The sequence below is a fragment of the Streptomyces lothianensis genome (assembly GCF_047779955.1).
Classification (GTDB): Bacteria; Actinomycetota; Actinomycetes; order Streptomycetales; family Streptomycetaceae; genus Streptomyces.
Genome location: NZ_JBLMKT010000084.1, coordinates 1 through 18222 on the forward strand (window position 1 = coordinate 1; position 18222 = coordinate 18222).

The following is an 18222-nucleotide window of genomic DNA, read 5'->3' on the forward strand; positions in this document are numbered from 1 at the left end:
CGTCCGGATATTTACGGGGTGCTGCCATGGTGCTGGTGGATCTCCTTCGCCAGGACCGTAACCCTGGCATCAGGGACTCCACAAATCTCAGTACAGCTCAGTACAGGGAGCGCCCGGAAGTCGATCAAGGTTGTGGAGGATCCGTGCGTACGCGGCCTGTGCCACTCGGTTCGTGCGTCGGTGCACACAAGCCCTGCCGCGTCTATACGGTCGGGCACTCGACCCGCGCTTTCGACGACCTCCTTGGCATGGTGCACAGCAATGGCATCACCTGCCGCGCGGATGTGCGGTCGTTTCCCTCGTCGAGGAAGTATCCGCAGTGGAACCAGTCGGCGATCATCGAAGCCCTGCGCCCGACATGGGATACCGCTGGATTCCCAATCTGGGCGGCCGGAGACATGCACCCAAAGATGTGGCGAGTGCGAACGGAGCGTGGCGAGTCAAGGCGTTCCATGACTACGCGGACTACATGGCCACCGATGCATTCGCGGAAGGCCTTGACGAATTGCTCAGGCTGGCTGAACACGAACGGCTGGTGATCATGTGCAGTGAGGCGGTGCCGTGGCGCTGCCACCGAAGGTTGATCACCGATGCGCTGATCGTCGCCGGGGTGGAGGTCTGGCACAGCATGTCGAGCACGATGACGAAGCGGGCCGTGCTCAACGAGCACGCGCAGGTGTGCGACAGCCGGCTCATCTATCCGCCACCGGCGTGAACGTGATCGACGAGGTCCGGGACTACACGCTCGCCTGCCGCGCTCCTTCCCTCTCAGGGAACAGGCAGCCCGGGCTCAGGGAACAGACAGCGCGGGACCGTCGCGAACCTGCGGTGCGCCGATCCGGGGCGCGTCGGCGGCGGGGGCTGCCAGCGCGTCGGCCTGACGCTCGCGTTGCCACAGGGCTCGCAGTCTCCCGTCCGGACGGTCGATCAGCTCTGTCCAGGTGCCGCGCTCCACGATGCGGCCCCGATCGAGGAGCAATACCTCGTCGACGGTTGTGTCGTCGAGTCCGGCCAGGCGGTGGGTGATCAGCAGCGTGGTGCGGCCCTTGGCGGCGGCGAGCAGGTCGGCCGTCAGGGCATCGGCCGTCGGCAGGTCCAGATGTTCGGTGGGTTCGTCCAGGATCAGGACCGGAAAGTCCGCGAGCAGTGCCCGGGCCAGCGCCAGGCGCTGGCGCTGACCACCCGAGAGCCGGGCGCCGTGTTCGCCGACCAGCGTGTCGAGCCCGGCGGGCAGCGTGCCGACCCAGTCCAGCAGACGGGCCTCGGAGAGTGCGGCCATGAGGACCGAGTCGTCGGCCTCGGGCCGGGCGAGGCGCAGGTTCTCCCGGAGGGAGTTGTCGAAGATGTGGGCGCCCTGGGCGCACAGGCCGACAGCCGTGCGGACGTCGTCCGAGGCGAGCATGCGGGTGTCGACGGTGTGCGGGCCGGAACCGAGCGTGACCGAACCCGACGTCTGGTCGAGGAACCGGAGCAGGACCTGGGCCAGGGTGGTTTTTCCCGCGCCGGACGCCCCGACCACGGCGACGCACCGGCCGGGAGCGAGATCCAGGTCGATGCCGCGGAGTGCGTCGCGCCGTGCACCGGGCCAACGAGCGGTGAGACCTCGGACGGTGAGCGGGAGCGGGGTCTGGGGAGGCGCGATCGGGCGAGCGGGTTCGGTCACCGGCTCGGGGGCTGTGAGCACCTCGTCGAGGCGGGACTTCGAGGCGCGGGAGCGGTCCCGGAACTGTACGGCCGTCGGCATACCGGCGACGGCTTCGAACGCGGCGAGCGGAGTGAGGATCACCACGGCCAGGTATACGCCCGGGAGCGTTCCGGTGGCGACGCCGTGCCCGCCCGCGGCCGCGCAGAGCGCGACGGTCAGCCCGGTGCTCAGTGCGGTGAGCCCGCCAGAGAGCGCGGCGGTCGACGCCGATCTGGCGGCGAGCGCCGTCAAGCGTCGGTCGGCGGCCCGAACCCCGCCGAGGCGGGCGGGCAGGGCGCCGGCGACGGTGAGTTCTGCCGTACCGCTGAGAACATCGACGACACGGACCGCCAGTTCCGCGCGAGCGGGGGACTGCTGGCGTTCCCTCCAGCCAGAGATCCGGCTCGCGAGTGCGGGCACCACGGCCCCGGCCAGGAACAGCCCCAGGGCCAGCGCCGCGCCGGTCCAGGGCAAGAGGAGCGCGAGGCCGACACAGGCCCCCAGCGAGACGACCGCCGCAACGGCGGCGGGCAGGCGCCACCGGAGGTGCTCGTCCTGTACCGCGTCGACGTCGGAGACCAGGCGGGACAGCAGGTCACCGCGACGGTAGGCGGGCAGCCCGGTCGGTGCGAGCCGTTCAAGGCGGCGGTACACGGCGGAGCGGACGCTTCCCAATGCGGTGAGGACCCTGTCGTGCGAGACCAGCCGCTCCGCGTAGCGGAACACGCTGCGCCCGATCCCGAAGGCCCGTACGGCGGTCACGGCCATGAGCAGATAGAGAACGGGCGGCAGCTGGGAGGCCCGCGAGATCAGCCACCCGGAGGTCGCCGCCAAGGCCACCGCGCACCCGAGGGAAAGCGCCCCGAGGAGAACGGCGAAACCGAGCCGGGGCCGCTGGCCCCCGGTCCGTAGTGGCCCGGGCAGAGGTACGCAGGCCGATGCCACCGGCTTCCGCACGGCTTCGGTGCGAGCAGGCGTACGGGCGGGCGAGGGCTTCGCCGCGAGGTCCTCGCGTACGCGGTCGGCGCCCAGGTGGACGCGTCGGTCCGCGATGGCGAGGAGGGCAGGCCGGTGGGCGACGAGCAGAACCGTGCGGTCGACCGCCAGGGCACGGACGGCATCAACCACCGCGGCCTCGCTCTCACCGTCGAGGTTGGCCGTCGGCTCGTCCAATAGCACCAGGGGTCTGTCCGCCAGCACGACGCGGGCCAGCGCGATCCGCTGCCGCTGGCCGGCGGACAGTCCTTCACCGTCCTCTCCCAGCACCAGGTCAGGTGTGGCGAAGTCCAGTGCGTGGGCCGCGGCGAGCGCGGCCTCGACCTCCGCGTCGGTGGCCTCGGGCCGGGCGAGGCGCACATTGTCCGCGACCGTACCCGCGAACAGGTGCGGGCGCTGAGGGGCCCAGGCGATCTGGCGTCGCCAGTCGGCGGGGGCGAACGACGAGAGGTCGCGTCCGTCGACGAGCACGCTGCCGTGGGAGGGCCTGGCGAACCCGAGGAGCAGGGCGAGCACGGTGGACTTGCCCGCGCCGCTCGGACCGGTCAGGGCCACGGTCTCTCCGGGGGCGAGAGTCAGCGATACATCGCGCAGTGCCGGTTCGGAGCGTCCCGGATAGCCCGCGCTCACCTCCGACAACGAGATCGTCGTACCCGCTACGGCCGGAGCGGGTTCCGTGCCCGCTGGGGTCAGCGGGGTCTCAAGGACCTCGAAGACTTCCGTGGCGGCGGTGAGGCCCTCCGCGCTGGAGTGGTACAGGGCGCCGACCTGGCGGATCGGCAGATAGGCCTCCGGGGCGAGTACGAGCACCAGCAGCCCGGTCTCCAGGTCCAGCGATCCGTCGACCAGCCGGAACCCGATCGACACGGCGACCAGGGCCACCGACAGCGTCGACAACAGCTCCAGCACGAACGAGGACAGGAATGCGATCCGCAGCGTTCGCAGCGTCGCCCTGCGGTACGTGTCGGTGATCCGGGCGATCGAACGGAACTGCGCCTTGGCCCTGTTGAACACCTTCAACGTGGGCAGCCCGGCCACCACGTCGAGGAAGTGGTGCGACAGGCGGGACAGCTGGGTCCACTGCCGGTCCATCCGTGTCCTCGTCGCCAGCCCGATCAGCACCATGAAGACCGGGATCAGTGGCAGCGTCACCGCGATGATCGCCGCCGACACCCAGTCGGCGCCGAGGATCCGGGCCAGAACCACCACCGGAACCACGACAGCGAGCGCCAGTTGGGGCAGATAGCGGGCGAAGTAGTCGTCGAGGGCGTCGATCCCCCGGGTGGCGAGCGCGGTGAGTTCGCCGGTGCGCCGGCCGGCCGGATGGGTCTGGCCGAGTGCGGTGGCGTGGTCGAGGAGTTTCTGGCGCAGGGTGGACTTCACGCGGGCGGCCGAGCGATGCGCCGTCAGCTCGGTCAGCCAGGTCACCAACGCTCGGCCCACGGCGACTGCCGCCAGGCCGAGCAAGGGCCCGGTCAGGTCGTGGGATTGCTGTTGGAAGGCACGTACCACGATGTCGGTGATGAGGCTCGCCTGGACGACCACCAGGGCCGCTGCTGCCGCACCGAGGATCACCGCTGTGGCGAGGAAGACCCGGGTGGTGCGGGCATAGGCGAGCAGCCGCGGGTCGATGGGACGCATGATCAGTGGCCCGCCGGGATGTGCTGCACGCCGATGCGCCGGCGGAAGATCCAGTACGTCCAGCTCTGGTAGAGCAGCACGATCGGCAGGAACACGGCCGCCACGATGCTCATCACCTTCAGGGTGTAGGGCGAGGACGAAGCGTTTGTCACCGTCAGCGACCAGGCCGCGTCGAGGGTGGACGGCATGACGTCGGGGAACAGCGCGAGGAAGAGCGTCCCGAACGCGGCCACGACGGTCAGTCCCGACAGTACGAAGGCCCAGCCCTCACGTCCGATGCGGGTGGCGAACAGCGCGCAGGCGAGGGCCGCCAGTGAAACGATCAGCGCGGCCAGGCTCCAGCCGTTGCCCGAGTCCGCCTGGGTCCAGATCAGGAAGGCCGCCAACAGCAGGACGGCGGCTCCGCCCAGCGCTGTTGCCTGCGTCCTGGCCCGTTCACGGATGTCCCCGGTCGTCTTCAAGGAGGCAAAGATCGCGCCGTGGCCCGTGAAGAGCACGAGCGTCATCACGCCGCCGAGAACGGCGTACCCGTTGAAGAGGTCCCCGAGGCCGCCGACGTACACCCCGCCCTCGTCGATCGCGACGCCGCGGACGATGTTCGCGAAGATGACACCCCAGAGGAAGGAAGGGAGCAGGGACGTCCAGAAGATGGCCTGCTCCCAGTTGCGCTGCCAGCGCGCTCCGGGCCGCTTGGCCCGGTACTCGAAGGCCACGCCCCTGACGATGAGGCAGAACAGGATGATCAGAAGGGGCACGTAGAAGCCGCTGAACAGTGTGGCATACCAGCTGGGGAAGGCCGCGAAGGTCGCACCGGCGGCCGTGATCAGCCAGACCTCGTTGCCGTCCCATACCGGGCCGATGGTGTTGATGAGCACCCGGCGTTCGGTCGTGTCCCGGGCCAGCAGCCTCGTCAGGATCCCGATGCCGAAGTCGAAGCCCTCAAGGAAGAAGTAGCCGGTCCACAGGATGGCGATCAGGATGAACCAAAGATCGTGGAGGTGCATGTGGGCCGTCCTCAGTACGCGTGGGCGAGAGGTTGGTCGGCGTCCCCTACGGGACCGCCGAGGGTCGGGTCCTTGGCGGGTGGCCGTTCGTCGGTGTCCGGTCCTGCCTTGGCATAGGTCAGCAGGAGTTTCACCTCGATCACCGCGAGCACTGCGTAGAGCACGGTGAAGGCGGCCAGTGAGCCGATCTGCGTACCGACGGTGACATTCGGGGAGACGGCGTCCTCGGTACGGATCAGATGGAACACCGCCCAGGGCTGACGGGCCATCTCGGTGAAGATCCAACCGAAGCTGTTGGCGATCAGCGGGAAGCCCAGAGTGAGCATGCCGATCCGCCAACTCCACTTGGTGAAGAAGCCGTTCAGCTCCCACGTATTGGTGACCATCAGCTTCGGCGGCTCGTCCTCACCCGTGCGGTGCACAGGGGCCAGCCAGAACTTTCGCCGGGTGGCCCACAGGCCGATCAGCCCCACCATGAAGCTGGTCATCCCGAAGCCGATCATCAGCCGGAAGCCCCAGTACGCCATGAAGATGTTCGGGCGATAGTCCTCCGGCCGGCCGCCGAACTCCGCCGCCTCCGCCCTCGCCCGGTCGTTGATGCCTGGGACTGGATCGGAGAAGTTGTCCTTGGCGAGAAACGACAGCAAACCGGGGATCTCCAGTGCCATCGCATTGCGCCCCTCGGAGACATCACCGACCGAGAAGACCGAGAACGGGGCCGGTCCCTCGGTGTCCCACAGAGCCTCGGCGGCAGCCATTTTCATCGGCTGCTGCTCGAACATCACCTTTCCCAGCCGGTCTCCGCTGAGCGCGGTCCCCAGGCCGGCGATCACCGCGATGACCAGGCCGAGCCGCAGCGAGGTGCGCATAACGGCGATCCGCTGACGCTGGGTGTCCTCAAGTCGCTTGGCTCGCCACAGGTGGTACGAGGCGATGCCGATCACGAAGGCAGCACCGGTGAGGAAGGCGGCCGTCAAGGTGTGGAAGACCTGTACCAGGGTGGTGTTCTGGAGCAGTACGCGGCCGATGTTGGTCAGTTGGGCTCGCTGAGTGTCCGGGTCGATCCGGTAGCCAACTGGGTGCTGCATGAAGGAGTTGGCCGCCAGGATGAAGTACGCCGAGAGGAGGCTGCCGATGGCCACCACCCAGATGCAGGCGCAGTGGATCTTCTTCGGAAGCCGGTCCCAGCCGAAGATCCACAGCCCGATGAAGGTGGACTCGACGAAAAAGGCGACCAGCGCCTCCATCGCCAGAGGAGCACCGAAGACGTCACCGACGAAGCGGGAGTACTCGGACCAGTTCATACCGAACTGGAACTCCTGCACAATTCCGGTGACGACTCCCATCGCGATGTTGATCAGGAAGAGCTTGCCCCAGAACTTGGTGGCGTGGAAGTACTTCTCCTTGCCCGTGCGCACCCAGGCCGTCTCCAGGCCCGCGACGATCGCGGCGAGGCTGATGGTGAGAGGGACGAAGAGGAAGTGGTAGACGATGGTGGCGCCGAACTGCCATCGCGCGATGGTCTCCTGAGCGAGCGCTAGCTCCACTGCGCCTCCCTCTCACCCGGCTGCGCCCTCTTGGACGAGAAGCGGCTCCTGTTATCAGTCACGGGACTCTTCGCCCTTCGCCGATCCGAACGCGATCGCACGCCGCGCCTGGTCACCGCTCTTCGGTAGACGCACGGCCGCTCCGGCCCACCAGGGGGCGCGCACCGCCGCAGACTGCGCAGTGGTTGATCGTTCACCCATGTCTCCACCTCTGGCTCTCGTGCGACCTAAGCATCCGCATCACCACTGCCGCCGTTGCCTTGCCGCAGAGCAGCCTGCACGGAGGAGCCTTTGAGAACCACTGCATCAACACCGTGTCAGCGAACGAAGAAGACTCGAACAGATTTTCCACAGGTGAAAGGTGTCCCCCGTTGGCGTGGCATCGGTGAATTCCACGGCGAGAGCGGATCTGAGTGCTTCGGCTCTGAGTGCTTCGGCCTCGTCGTGGAACGGTCCCGGTTGCGGGTGGGGAGCCACCGGGTTTGGCTGGAAGGAATCGTTGCGCGCCTGGAGCTCGGACCACTTGGAGGATTCAATGGGTCACCACAAGTCCAACCGACAGGTCGAAGGGGATCCGGAGCGCGACCACGGTCGCGGCATGCCGAGGCGTCCCGATGCCGAGGAGCTCGAGAAGTTGACGGAGGAGGACCGCCGGGACGTCGGACTGCCCGCCGACGGCCCGGCCGATGCCGCCGCACAGTACGAGGAGGCTCAGACCGCGGTCGACCGGCAGGCCGACAGCGGCGAGCTGCCGACCGGTACCGAGTCGCGCAAGCACCGCGAGGACTTCCCGCCGACCGACTACGAGGACTGAGGAAGCGCTCACTCGCTGAACGCGACCCCTTGTCTGGATTCCCCCGCCTCCGCACGCCCAGCGCCTGAAAGGACAAGGTTCATGACCGCCCCCCAAGAAGGCCAGGACGCGCGGGAGCCCCGTGTCGGGCCCACTCCGGAGGAGAAGCCCGAGTTCCACCCGTACCACCACCCCGCGGCGGGCTGGGGTGCGGCCAAGAGCGTCACCAGGTTCCTCCTGCGGGAGCGCGAACTTGTCGACGGTCCGCGGGCGATCCTCAAGATGAACCACGAGAACGGCGGGTTCGACTGTCCGGGATGCGCCTGGCCTGACGATCTCAAAGGCCTGCGCCTGGACATCTGCGAGAACGGCATCAAGCACGTCGCCTGGGAGATGACGCACAAGCGGGTCGACCGGGAGTTCTTCGCCGCGCACTCGGTGAGCGAGCTGTCCGAGTGGAGCGACTTCGCGCTTGAGGACCAGGGACGCCTGACGGAGCCGATGGTCTACGACCCCGACTCGGACCACTACCGGCCGATCAGCTGGAAGGACGCCTTCGAGCTGGTGGGCGCGACCCTACGGGGCCTGGACAGCCCCGACCAGGCGTCGTTCTACACCTCGGGACGGCTCGGCAACGAGGCCACGTTCCTCTACCAGCTGTGGGCCCGCGAACTGGGCACGAACAATCTGCCCGACTGTTCCAACATGTGCCACGAGGCAAGCGGCCGCGCCCTGCAGGCGGCCCTGGGCACCGGTAAGGGCACCTGTGACCTCAAGGACTGGGAGAGCACGGACGCCCTGTTCATCATGGGGGTCAACGCCGCCTCCAACGCTCCCCGGATGCTGACGGCCCTGGCCGAGGCCTACCACCGGGGAGCGCAGGTCGTGCACGTCAACCCGCTCGTCGAGGCGGCCGCGACCCGCACGATCATTCCGCATGACTTCACGGACATGGCCCTGTTCAAATCGACACGGACCAGCACCCTGAACCTCCAGGTGCGAATCGGCGGCGACATGGCCTTCCTGCGCGGCATGGCCAAGGCCGTCCTGGAACAGGCCGAGACGGATCCGAAGAACCTCGACAAGGAATTCATCGACCGCCACACCACCGGCTTCGACGCCTATCGCGCGCTCTGCGAAGAGACCTCCTGGGACGAGATCGAACGACAGTCCGGACTTAGCCGCGACGCCATCCTCAAGGCCGCACGCGTGTACTGCGATGCCGACCGCAGCATCATCAGCTGGTGCCTGGGCGTCACCCAGCACGACCACGGCGTCGACACGATCCGCGAGATCGTCAACGTCCTTCTGCTCCGCGGAAACCTGGGCCGCGAGGGAGCAGGCCCCTCGCCCGTACGGGGGCACAGCAACGTACAGGGCAATCGGACCTGCGGCATCGACCACCGCCCGGCCCCGGAGTTCCTCGACCGCCTGGCCGAGGTCTGCAAGATCGAGCCGCCGCGCGAGCACGGTCTGGACACGGTGGGCACCATCCAGGCCATGCACCGCGGCGACGTGAAGGTGTTCGTCGGCATGGGCGGCAACTTCGCCCTGGCGGCGCCCGACACCCCGCATACCTACGAAGCGCTGCGCAACTGCGAACTCACCGTCCAGGTCAGCACCAAACTCAACCGCAGCCACCTCGTGCACGGCCGCAAGGCGCTCATCCTGCCGTGTCTGGGCCGCACGGAGAGGGACCACCAGCGCAGTGGCATCCAGTCCACCTCGGTCGAGGACTCGATGAGCATGGTGCACCTTTCCACCGGCATGAAACGCCCCGCGTCCAGGCATCTGCTGTCCGAACCCGCCATCATCGCAGGGATGGCCCGCGCCACACTGCCCGAGAGCGATACCCCCTGGGAGTGGTACACCGAGGACTACGACCGGATCCGCGACTCCATGGCCGAGGTCATCGACGGATTCGAGGACTGCAACCGCCGTGTGCGGCTGCCGCTCGGCTTCCGCATCAAGCAGCCCGCCCGCGAACTGGTCTTCCTGACCGAGTCGGGCCGCGCCGAATTCTCCACGGCCCCCCTGCCCGACGTCGTGCCGGCACCCGGCACCCTCGCCCTGGGCACGATGCGTTCCCACGACCAGTGGAACACCACCATCTACTCCGACAACGACCGCTACCGCGGCATCAAGAACCTGCGCACCCTCGTCTTCATGAACAAGGACGACATGCGCGAACGCGGCGTCGAGGAGTTCGACCCGGTCGACATCACCAGCACTGCCAAGGACGGCAGCCACCGCCGCCTCGACCGCTACCTCGCTGTCCCGTACAACATCCCGCGCGGATGCGCCGCCGGATACATGCCCGAGATGAACGTGCTCTGCGCCCTCGGCGATTACAGCACGCAGAGCGACCAGCCCATCATGAAGCACGTCAGGGTGACCATCACGCCCTCGGACTGAACCCGACACCCTCGAGCCACGGCCTGCAGCGGGACTGCCGATCCCTCCTGCTGATCGCCGGAGTCCGTGATGTCGGGAGCCGTCACTCTTCCGTTCCATTTCGTCCGCGACATGGGAAAAGCCCATCTTCGGGTTGTTCGACAACTACTTCTGTTCGGGCGACCAGAACTGCCGCGTGAGCAGGCACGGCGGTGCACCCGGTCATAGCCTGAGTGAACGGGCCGACGGCACGCGCCCCTCGTGGCAGCGGGTGGCGGACCCACTCACGAAGGGAGTCCCAGCCCATGAACGATGAGGATCTCCACATCGTGGCCACTGAAGATTTCACGCTGGCGCCCGCAGCACGTCTCGGTGCAGGCGGTGCACAATTCAGTGCGGGCTCGCATGCCCCGTCTCTTCGCGCGCGGGCCCGAATGCAGGAGCTGGTTCTGCAACTGCGCAGCGATCTGGTGTTCGTGACGGATTCACGCGAGCGGACTCTGTTCGCGACGACTGCGGACCTGCTGGTCTCGTTGGATGCGGCGTTCGCCGAAGTAGCCACGCCCGCGGCTGCGGAGCCTACCGAGACGGGTGCCCCCGCCTGGTCGGACGACGACGCCACCTTGACGGAGATCAGGTCCGGTCAGTGGGAGCGAGGCGGGCCGCATCCACCGCCGTGACCAGTTCGGCCAGGGCGCGAGGTTCGCTGAGCGAGCGGCCGGTGAGTTCACGGATTCGGTTGAGCCGGTACCGGATGGTGTTGGGGTGGCAGTGCAGGACGTGCGCGGCACGCTCCGCGGAACCGGTGTGGTCCAGGAACGCACGGAGCGTCTGCAGCAGGGCGTCTCGGTCGCCCTGCGGCAGGTCGAATACCGGCCCGAGTACGTCCTTGGCCACGCGTCGCCCCTCATCGGGGTCGTGCGCGATCAGCGCGGCGAGCGGGCTGGCGCTGAAGGAACGCACCGCGACCTTGCCGACCGGGATCTCGGCGAGCGCGGAACGCGCCAGATGCAACGCACGGGGAGTTTCGGACAGCGCCCGGTACGTAGGGCTGACCCCGGTGCGGGCTACGGCGATGGCCCGCAGTATGCCGACGACAGCCTCGTCCTGCTTCTTACGCACGGCGATGAGGCCCACTTGCTGAGTAGGGGCGAGCTGCCAGGCGGACACCATGCCGGCTTCCGTGAGGCAACGCTCCACACCGATCAGGCTCTCCTCCGCCAGGCCGGTGGTTTCGGCGGCTACCACCATGAGTTTCGCGTCGAGCGGCAGCCCGAGGAGTCTTCCCACCTCCCAGACCCCTGACTCCGGCACCGACTGGCCGGTGAGCAGCGCCTCCACCAGCGCCGAGCGACGTCGCTGCTGAGCGGTCAGCAACTCCGCGGTCGCGGCACGGTATGACTCTGTGAGAGCCAGCGCGTGGTCGTCCGAGAGTCGCCACAGAGTGCTGGAGGCGTTTACCAGGGCGTCCAGTGCCTCCGCACTGCCCTGGCCGCGGGCGTGGTCGAGCAGCAGGTCCCAGAGCATGGCGCAGGCGACGCGGTAGCAGCGCAGCACCTCCGGAAGCGGAGCCAGCTGGTGGGCACGGCGCCGCCCTGTCCCGGACGGAACGGCCAGATCCGGGGTGGCGCTCGGGTCACTCAAACCGGTGACGATGAACTGGAGGTTGGCGGCGATGGAATGGTGCAGGTCGTCACCGGGGACGACCTCGCCCTGACGGTACAGATCGATACGGTCCCGGACGGTCGCGAACACGTCGTCGGTGAGGCGGGGCAGCTGCTGCTCTGCCCAGGCGATCAACGCTCTGAGCGCATCGGTTCGTTCTTGCTCCGGTCCGTCCGCCGCGATCCGATCAGGCATGAGAACTCCCCGTTCAGTGCCGCCGTCTCTTCGAGACGAGCGACCACCCGCACAGTTCGGTTCAGTCGATTCTTCCATGCCGGCCTCATGACCAGCGGCCTGATGCGCTGACGTCAAGCCCGCCGCGCTCCGACCGGACGACCGTCCGGTCCGGAGTCATGTGCGATATCACAGCGGTCTTTGTCCATCCGAACAAGAACGCCCGTGATCGTTTCACCCGGCTGCAGCCCGGTGCTGTTTCGGCTGGTCCACACGGCGCAAGCCCCGCCGGGGCGCTGCACGCAAGCGTGCGCGTCGACCGGACCTCGTGGTCAGGCACTTCCTGCAGCACTCCGAGTAGTGCCGCCAGCGGGCCGGGGGGAGCATGGAAGATGCGTTTTCGGTGTTCGACGGGAGCGTGGCAGGCGGGAAGGAGACGTTCGTGACGGAGGACAGCGGACCACCCTTCTCCGACCCTGACGCCGCTCAAAACGGTGCTCATGCGGCGCCGGTGCCTCCCGGCGGGCTGCTGGACCTGCTGAGCGTCTGCGCGGTCGTACTGGACCGTGCGGGACGCATCGCGCTGTGGAGCCCCCAGGCCGAGGACGTTTTCGGCTACACCGCCCAGGAGGCTCTCGGCCAATACGCCGCCCAGCTGCTCCTCCACCACAAGCACCGGGACAAGGCTGCCCAGCTGTTCTCCGAGGTGATGGCGACCGGGTCGAGCTGGGCCGGCGCCTTCCCGGTCCGGTACAAGGACGGCACCACCCGGCTCGTGGAGTTCCGCAACATGCGGCTGCTCGACGACCGAGGCGAAACCTATGCCCTCGGGATCGCCGCCGACCGGCAACTGCTGCGGCGGCTGGAGACGGACCTCGCGCTCTCTCAGCAGCTTGTCTCCCAGTCCCCCATCGGCCTCGCCCTCCTCGATGCGGACCTCCGGTACCTACTGGTCAACCCGGCACTGGCACGGATCAACGGCCTGCCCGCCGCCGACCACACCGGCCGCCACCCCCGCGACATCCTCACGCTCCTGGACGCTGCCACCGTCGAGGCCACGATGCGCCAGGTCCTCGCCAACGGAACACCGGTCGTCGACTGCAACATCGTCGGTCGCACCCCCGCCGATCCCGACCACGACCACGCGTGGTCGGTCTCGTACTACCGTCTGGAGGGGACCGACGGGCAGGTCCTCGGCGTGGCCAACTCGGTCGTCGACATCACACCGCGCCACCGCGCCCAGGCGCAGGCAGACCGGGGACGCCACAGACTTGCCCTGATCGCCGACGCCTCCGCCAGCATCGGCACCACACTCCGCGTGGACCGCACCGCCCAGGAGCTGGCGGACGCAGCCGTCCCGGAGCCCGCCGACCTGGCGGCCGTCGACATCCTCGACTCCGCACTCGAGATGCGCCACCGCCCCGAAGGCGACGGCCCTCGCCGCTTCAGAGCCCTGGGGCTGGCGATGGCGTACACCACCGAGGCCGCCGCCGCGGCGGACCCGGTCGGCCACCTGGCCTCGTACCGCGCAGACCGGCTGATCACCCGGTGCGTGCGCACTGGCGCCCCCGTCCTCGTGCCGAGAGTCACGGAATCGGATCTGGCGCACATCGCCCGCGACCCGGAGGCCGCAACGCGCCTGGCGCGCGCGGGTGTCCACTCCTACCTCGCGGTACCGCTGATCGCCCACAACCAGGTCCTGGGCACCCTCACGCTTGCCCGCGCCCGTACCCCGGCCCCGTTCGAGGAGGACGACGTCCTGCTGGCGAGGGAGTTCGCGGACCGCGCCGCCATCGCCATCGACAACGCCCGCTGGCACCAGAGCGTCCGCAACTCCGCGGAGACCCTGCAGCGCAGCCTTCTGCCCGATCCGCTCCCGACCGTGCGCGGCCTGGACGTCGCCTCCCACTACCAGCCGGCGCAGGCATCGTCCGCGGTCGGCGGCGACTGGTACGACGTCATCCCCTTGGACGGCGACCGCACCGCGCTGGTCGTCGGCGACGTCATGGGCCACGGTATCGACGCCGCCGCGGCCATGGGCCGCCTACGCACCGCCACCCGGGCTTACGCCGACCTGGCCATGTCCCCCGACGAGGTGCTCCACCACCTGGACCAGACGACCGCCAGACTCGACGCGCACATCGCCACCTGCGTCTACGCGGTCTACAGACCGCACGACCACACCCTGCGCATCTCCAACGCCGGCCATATGCCACCCGTCCTGATCCCCGAGAACGGCGCACCGCGCCTGCTGGCGCTGCCGACCGGAGCGCCCCTGGGCGTCGGCGAAGTCCAGTACCTCACCTCCGACCTGGAACTGAACCCTGGCGACAGCCTCGTCCTCTACACCGACGGCCTGGTGGAGACCCGGCAGCGCCCCATCGACGACCGCCTGAAACTGCTCCTCCGACTGCTCACCGACCACGGCCACCCCTCGCAGTCCTCCTGCGAGCAGATCCTCGACGCCCTGGCCGACGGCGACACGGTCGATGACATCGCCCTCCTCATCGCCAGAGCCCGATGACGTGGCAATCATCAGTAGCTGGTACCGCCACAGCCGCAGCCGCCCCACGCTGGAGCGGCGTTCGAGCGCGTCACCCGCTTCGTACGCAGACCGAGTACCGCGCAGCGTCAAGGCCCCGCGTCAGCCCGAAACCCAGCCTCCCACCCGCGTCGCACCCGGCTTCCGACAACATCGGCCACCGTCTTCCGGTTCTGCTCGCCCCGCTCCTCGTGCCCTTGGCGGTACGGCACCGTTCAAAAATTCCGATAGATGCGGTATGTCCATACCGCATCTATCGTGGAATGCGCCTGGCGTGCGAGACACCCCAGGGGCGCCCAGGGCAGGGAGCTGGGCGGCCGACCAATTCGGCGCCGCTGTCTCTGACGTGGCCCGTCCCGGAGGAGGCATTTCCCATGGGCAAGGCAGTAGGAATCGACCTGGGCACGACCAACTCGGTCATCGCGGTCTGGGAAGGCGGGGAAGCATCCGTCGTTCCCAACGTGGAAGGCGCGCGCACCACTCCGTCGGTCGTGGCGTTCACCGAGTCCAACGAACGGCTCGTGGGGCAGATGGCGCGCCGGCAGGCGATCCTCAACCCCAAGGGCACGATCTACTCCGCCAAGCGGTTCATCGGCCGGAATTTCGATGAGATTCCCGATGAGGCCAAGGCGGTCGGCTTCGACGTGGTGGGCGACGACCAGGGCAACGCGCGCTTCGAGGTTCGGGGCAAGCTGCACTCGCCGGAAGAAATCAGCGCTCTGGTGCTGAGCAAGCTGGTGGATGACGCGAGCAAGCAGCTCGGAGAGAAGATCACCCAGGCTGTCATCACCGTGCCCGCCTACTTCAACGACGCGCAGCGTACGGCGACCAAGGACGCCGGGCGGATCGCGGGCCTGGAAGTACTGCGGATCGTCAACGAACCGACGGCGGCAGCACTCGCGTACGGCTTGGAGAAGAAGGAAAACGAGACAGTGCTCGTTTTCGACCTGGGCGGTGGCACCTTCGACGTGAGCATCCTCGATGTCGGCGACAACGTGGTGGAGGTGCGCTCCACCGCAGGCGACAGCCACCTGGGCGGTGACGACTTCGACCGCCGGATCGTGGACTACCTCGCGGATGACTTCCAGAAGGAAAACGGTATCGATCTGCGGAAGGACCCGCAGGCGTTGCAGCGCCTGTTCGAGGCAGCGGAGAAGGCCAAGACGGAACTGAGTTCGGTGACGCAGACCCAGGTGAGTCTGCCCTTCATCACGGCTGATGCCGACGGTCCGAAGCACCTGACCGACACGATCACACGCTCCACGTTCGACCACATCACCTCCGACCTCGTGGAGCGGACGATGGGTCCCGTCAAGCAGGCAATGGCTGATGCCAAGGTCAGCGAGAACGACATCGACGAGGTCATCCTGGTCGGCGGGTCCACGCGCATCCCGGCCGTGCAGGCCCTGGTGCGCAGGCTCACGGGCGGCAAGGAACCCAACATGAGCGTGAACCCGGACGAGGTCGTGGCCATCGGCGCCGCGATCCAGGCCGGCGTGCTCACCGGCGAGGTCAAGGACGTACTGCTACTCGACGTCACGCCCCTGTCACTGGGGCTGGAAACACGCGGCGAGGTCATGACCAGGATCATCGAACGGAACACGACGATTCCCGTACGACGCTCCGAGACGTTCTCCACCGCCGCGGACAACCAACCCGCTGTAGACGTCGTCGTCCTCCAGGGCGAGCGAGAACGCGCCTCGGACAACCGGGCGCTCGGACGGTTCCAGCTGACCGACATCCGCCCTGCGCCCCGCGGCGAACCGCAGATCGAAGTCACCTTCGACATCGACGCGAACGGCATCCTCAACGTCACCGCCCGCGACAAGGACACCGGCAAGGAGCAGGGCATCACGATCAGTGAGAGCTCCAATCTGGACCGCGGCGAAGTCGACCGCATGGTCGAAGAGGCTGAACGCAACCGGGGCGAGGACCAGGCGGTGCGCGAGGCCATCGACGCCCGCAACGAACTCGACACGGCTGCCTACCAGGTCGAGCGGCGGCTGGAGGAACTGGGCCACGACGCGCCCGCGCACGAGAAGTCGCGTGCGGAGCTGCTGGTGGGCCAGGCCCGACAGGCGGTCAAGGACGCCGTCGGCGTGAGCGAGTCCCGGCCGCTCACCTCCGAACTCCAGCAGATCTACGCCTCGCTGGCGACGCACCAGGCGGGAGCCGAGGCGGGCGGGCCTGGTGAAGGTGCAGGCCCGGCGCAGGGAGGACCCGCCGAGGCCGACGACGACATCGTCGACGCCGAGTTCGACAAGAGCTGAGGCGGGGTTGCCATGGCAGGTCATTCCCGCGGCAACGCGGTGCCGGATGAGCCGGACGGGCCCGGCGCCGCAGTGCCCGAAGCGGACGAACCCGCACCCGACGCGGCTCCGTCACCAGGCGAGCGAGACGAGCAGGCCGAGGAGCTTGAGGAGCTCCGGGACCGCTGGCGGCGCTCCCTCGCCGATCTCGACAACCTCCGCAAGCGCCACGCCAGAGAGTTGGACCGCGAGCGGAGTGCTGAGCGGGCGCGGACGGCGGCGGTCCTGCTCCCCGTCCTCGACAATCTCGAACTCGCTCTCGACCACGCCCGCTCCGACCCCGCCTCGATCGTCGAGGGTGTGGAAGCGGTCCGCGATCAGGCCATCGACGCACTGAAGCAGCTCGGCTTCCCACGGCACGCGGAGACGGGTGTGCCCTTCGATCCTCGTCTCCACGAGGTCGTGGCGGTCGTCGAGGACGCGGAGGCCGAGCCCGGAACGGTGGTACAGGTCCAACGCCCCGGTTACGGCGACGCCGACCAACAACTACGGCCAGTGGCCGTGACCGTAACGCGGCGGGAGTGACGGCGGGAGTGAAACGTCATGGCGCGTGACCTCTACGAGGTGCTGGGCGTGTCGCGAAGCGCGGACGCCGGGGAGATCCAGCAGGCATTCCGCAAGCTCGCCCGTAAGTACCACCCCGACGTGAACAAATCTCCCGAGGCCGAGGAGCGGTTCAAGGACGTCAACGATGCGTACAGCGTGCTCTCCGACCCCAAGACCAGGGCCCGTTACGACCGCTTCGGCGAGGACTTCCGCAAGATCCCGGAGGACTACGACGAGCGCGTGGGCGCCGGATTCGGAGGATTCCGCGACGCAGGGGGACGTGACTCCCGAGTGCGCTACGCACGGGGCGGTTTCGGAGGGCAGGCGGGGGAGGACATCGACTTCGAGGACCTGTTCGGCTCCTTCTTCGGTGGCGGGTCTCCCTCCGGGCACGTGCCCGGAGCCGACCAGGAGGCCGAACTACCCCTCACCGTCGAGGAGGCCCACCGGGGTGGGCGCCGCACGGTCAACCTCGGCGGGCCCGCCGGTCAGCGTGACTACGAAGTGAAGATCCCCGCGGGCGTGACCGACGGCCAGCGAATCCGCCTGGCGGGTGAGGGCGGCCGGGGCAGTGGTGGCGCTCCGCCCGGCGATCTATACCTCCGGGTCCGTATCCGTCCCCACCAGCATTTCCGCTTGGAGGGCCGCAACATCCATGTCGAGGTGCCTATCACGGCGTGGGAGGCGGCTCTCGGCGCCACGGTTCGCGTGCCGACCCCCGACGGTACCGCGAAGGTCACGGTCCCACCCGGATCCTCCAGCGGGCGGCGCCTGCGACTACGCGGCGAAGGCATGCCGAACCGTCGCGGCGCCAACGGCGATCTGTACGCAGAGCTCCGCATCGCCATCCCGCCACACCTCAGCGACCGTGAGCGGGAACTGTTCGAAGAACTCGCCGCTGCGTCGTCCTTCGACCCCAGGGAGTAG

At 68.3% G+C, this 18222-nt stretch carries 11 protein-coding genes and 1 pseudogene; 8 read left to right on the forward strand and 4 right to left on the reverse strand.

Going from position 1 to position 18222, the window contains the following annotated elements; all coding sequences use genetic code 11:
- The first annotated feature begins 248 nt into the window (after positions 1-248).
- A pseudogene (locus tag ACLF6P_RS29280) lies at positions 249-715 on the forward strand (DUF488 domain-containing protein).
- A 75-nt stretch (positions 716-790) separates the two neighbouring features.
- Here ACLF6P_RS29280 and cydD read toward each other — a convergent pair.
- From cydD to ACLF6P_RS29295, 3 genes are read right to left on the reverse strand one after another with little or no spacing between them, the layout of a single operon-like run.
- Positions 791-4321, reverse strand: coding sequence for a thiol reductant ABC exporter subunit CydD (cydD, locus tag ACLF6P_RS29285; protein ID WP_415954436.1), 3531 nt, complete (start codon positions 4319-4321; stop codon positions 791-793).
- A 2-nt stretch (positions 4322-4323) separates the two neighbouring features.
- A complete protein-coding gene (cydB, locus tag ACLF6P_RS29290) occupies positions 4324-5325 on the reverse strand; it encodes a cytochrome d ubiquinol oxidase subunit II (RefSeq protein WP_415954437.1) in 1002 nt (333 codons plus the stop codon).
- 11 nt (positions 5326-5336) lie between these two features.
- Complete coding sequence (locus tag ACLF6P_RS29295; protein WP_415954438.1) at positions 5337-6872, reverse strand: cytochrome ubiquinol oxidase subunit I; 1536 nt, start codon at positions 6870-6872, stop codon at positions 5337-5339.
- Positions 6873-7470: 598 nt separating this feature from the next.
- Here ACLF6P_RS29295 and ACLF6P_RS29300 point away from each other — a divergent pair.
- The 3 genes from ACLF6P_RS29300 to ACLF6P_RS29310 all read left to right on the forward strand — a co-directional run bounded on the left by ACLF6P_RS29300 (position 7471) and on the right by ACLF6P_RS29310 (position 10739).
- A complete protein-coding gene (locus ACLF6P_RS29300; protein ID WP_415954439.1) occupies positions 7471-7686 on the forward strand; it encodes a hypothetical protein in 216 nt (71 codons plus the stop codon).
- Positions 7687-7767: 81 nt separating this feature from the next.
- The gene (locus ACLF6P_RS29305) at positions 7768-10080 is read left to right on the forward strand and encodes an FdhF/YdeP family oxidoreductase (RefSeq protein ID WP_415954440.1); all 2313 of its coding nucleotides are present in this window, start codon (positions 7768-7770) and stop codon (positions 10078-10080) included.
- A gap of 284 nt (positions 10081-10364) precedes the next feature.
- On the forward strand, positions 10365-10739 hold the full coding sequence (locus tag ACLF6P_RS29310; protein ID WP_415954441.1) for a hypothetical protein: 375 nt from the start codon (positions 10365-10367) through the stop codon (positions 10737-10739).
- Here ACLF6P_RS29310 and ACLF6P_RS29315 read toward each other — a convergent pair.
- A complete protein-coding gene (locus ACLF6P_RS29315) occupies positions 10693-11919 on the reverse strand; it encodes a PucR family transcriptional regulator (protein WP_415954442.1) in 1227 nt (408 codons plus the stop codon). The genes ACLF6P_RS29310 and ACLF6P_RS29315 overlap by 47 nt on opposite strands.
- Positions 11920-12283: 364 nt before the next feature.
- On the opposite strand from ACLF6P_RS29315, the gene ACLF6P_RS29320 reads away from it, so the two are divergent.
- The 4 genes from ACLF6P_RS29320 (at position 12284) to ACLF6P_RS29335 (ending at position 18222) form a co-directional block, all read left to right on the forward strand.
- Entirely contained in the window at positions 12284-14422 is a 2139-nt protein-coding gene (locus ACLF6P_RS29320) for a SpoIIE family protein phosphatase (RefSeq protein WP_415954443.1), read from the forward strand.
- Positions 14423-14814: 392 nt separating this feature from the next.
- Positions 14815-16710 (forward strand): molecular chaperone DnaK, encoded by a 1896-nt coding sequence (gene dnaK, locus ACLF6P_RS29325; RefSeq protein ID WP_415954444.1) that lies wholly within the window; start codon positions 14815-14817, stop codon positions 16708-16710.
- Positions 16711-16722: 12 nt separating this feature from the next.
- A complete protein-coding gene (locus ACLF6P_RS29330) occupies positions 16723-17274 on the forward strand; it encodes a nucleotide exchange factor GrpE (RefSeq protein WP_415954445.1) in 552 nt (183 codons plus the stop codon).
- Positions 17275-17292: 18 nt separating this feature from the next.
- Entirely contained in the window at positions 17293-18222 is a 930-nt protein-coding gene (locus tag ACLF6P_RS29335; protein ID WP_415954446.1) for a DnaJ C-terminal domain-containing protein, read from the forward strand.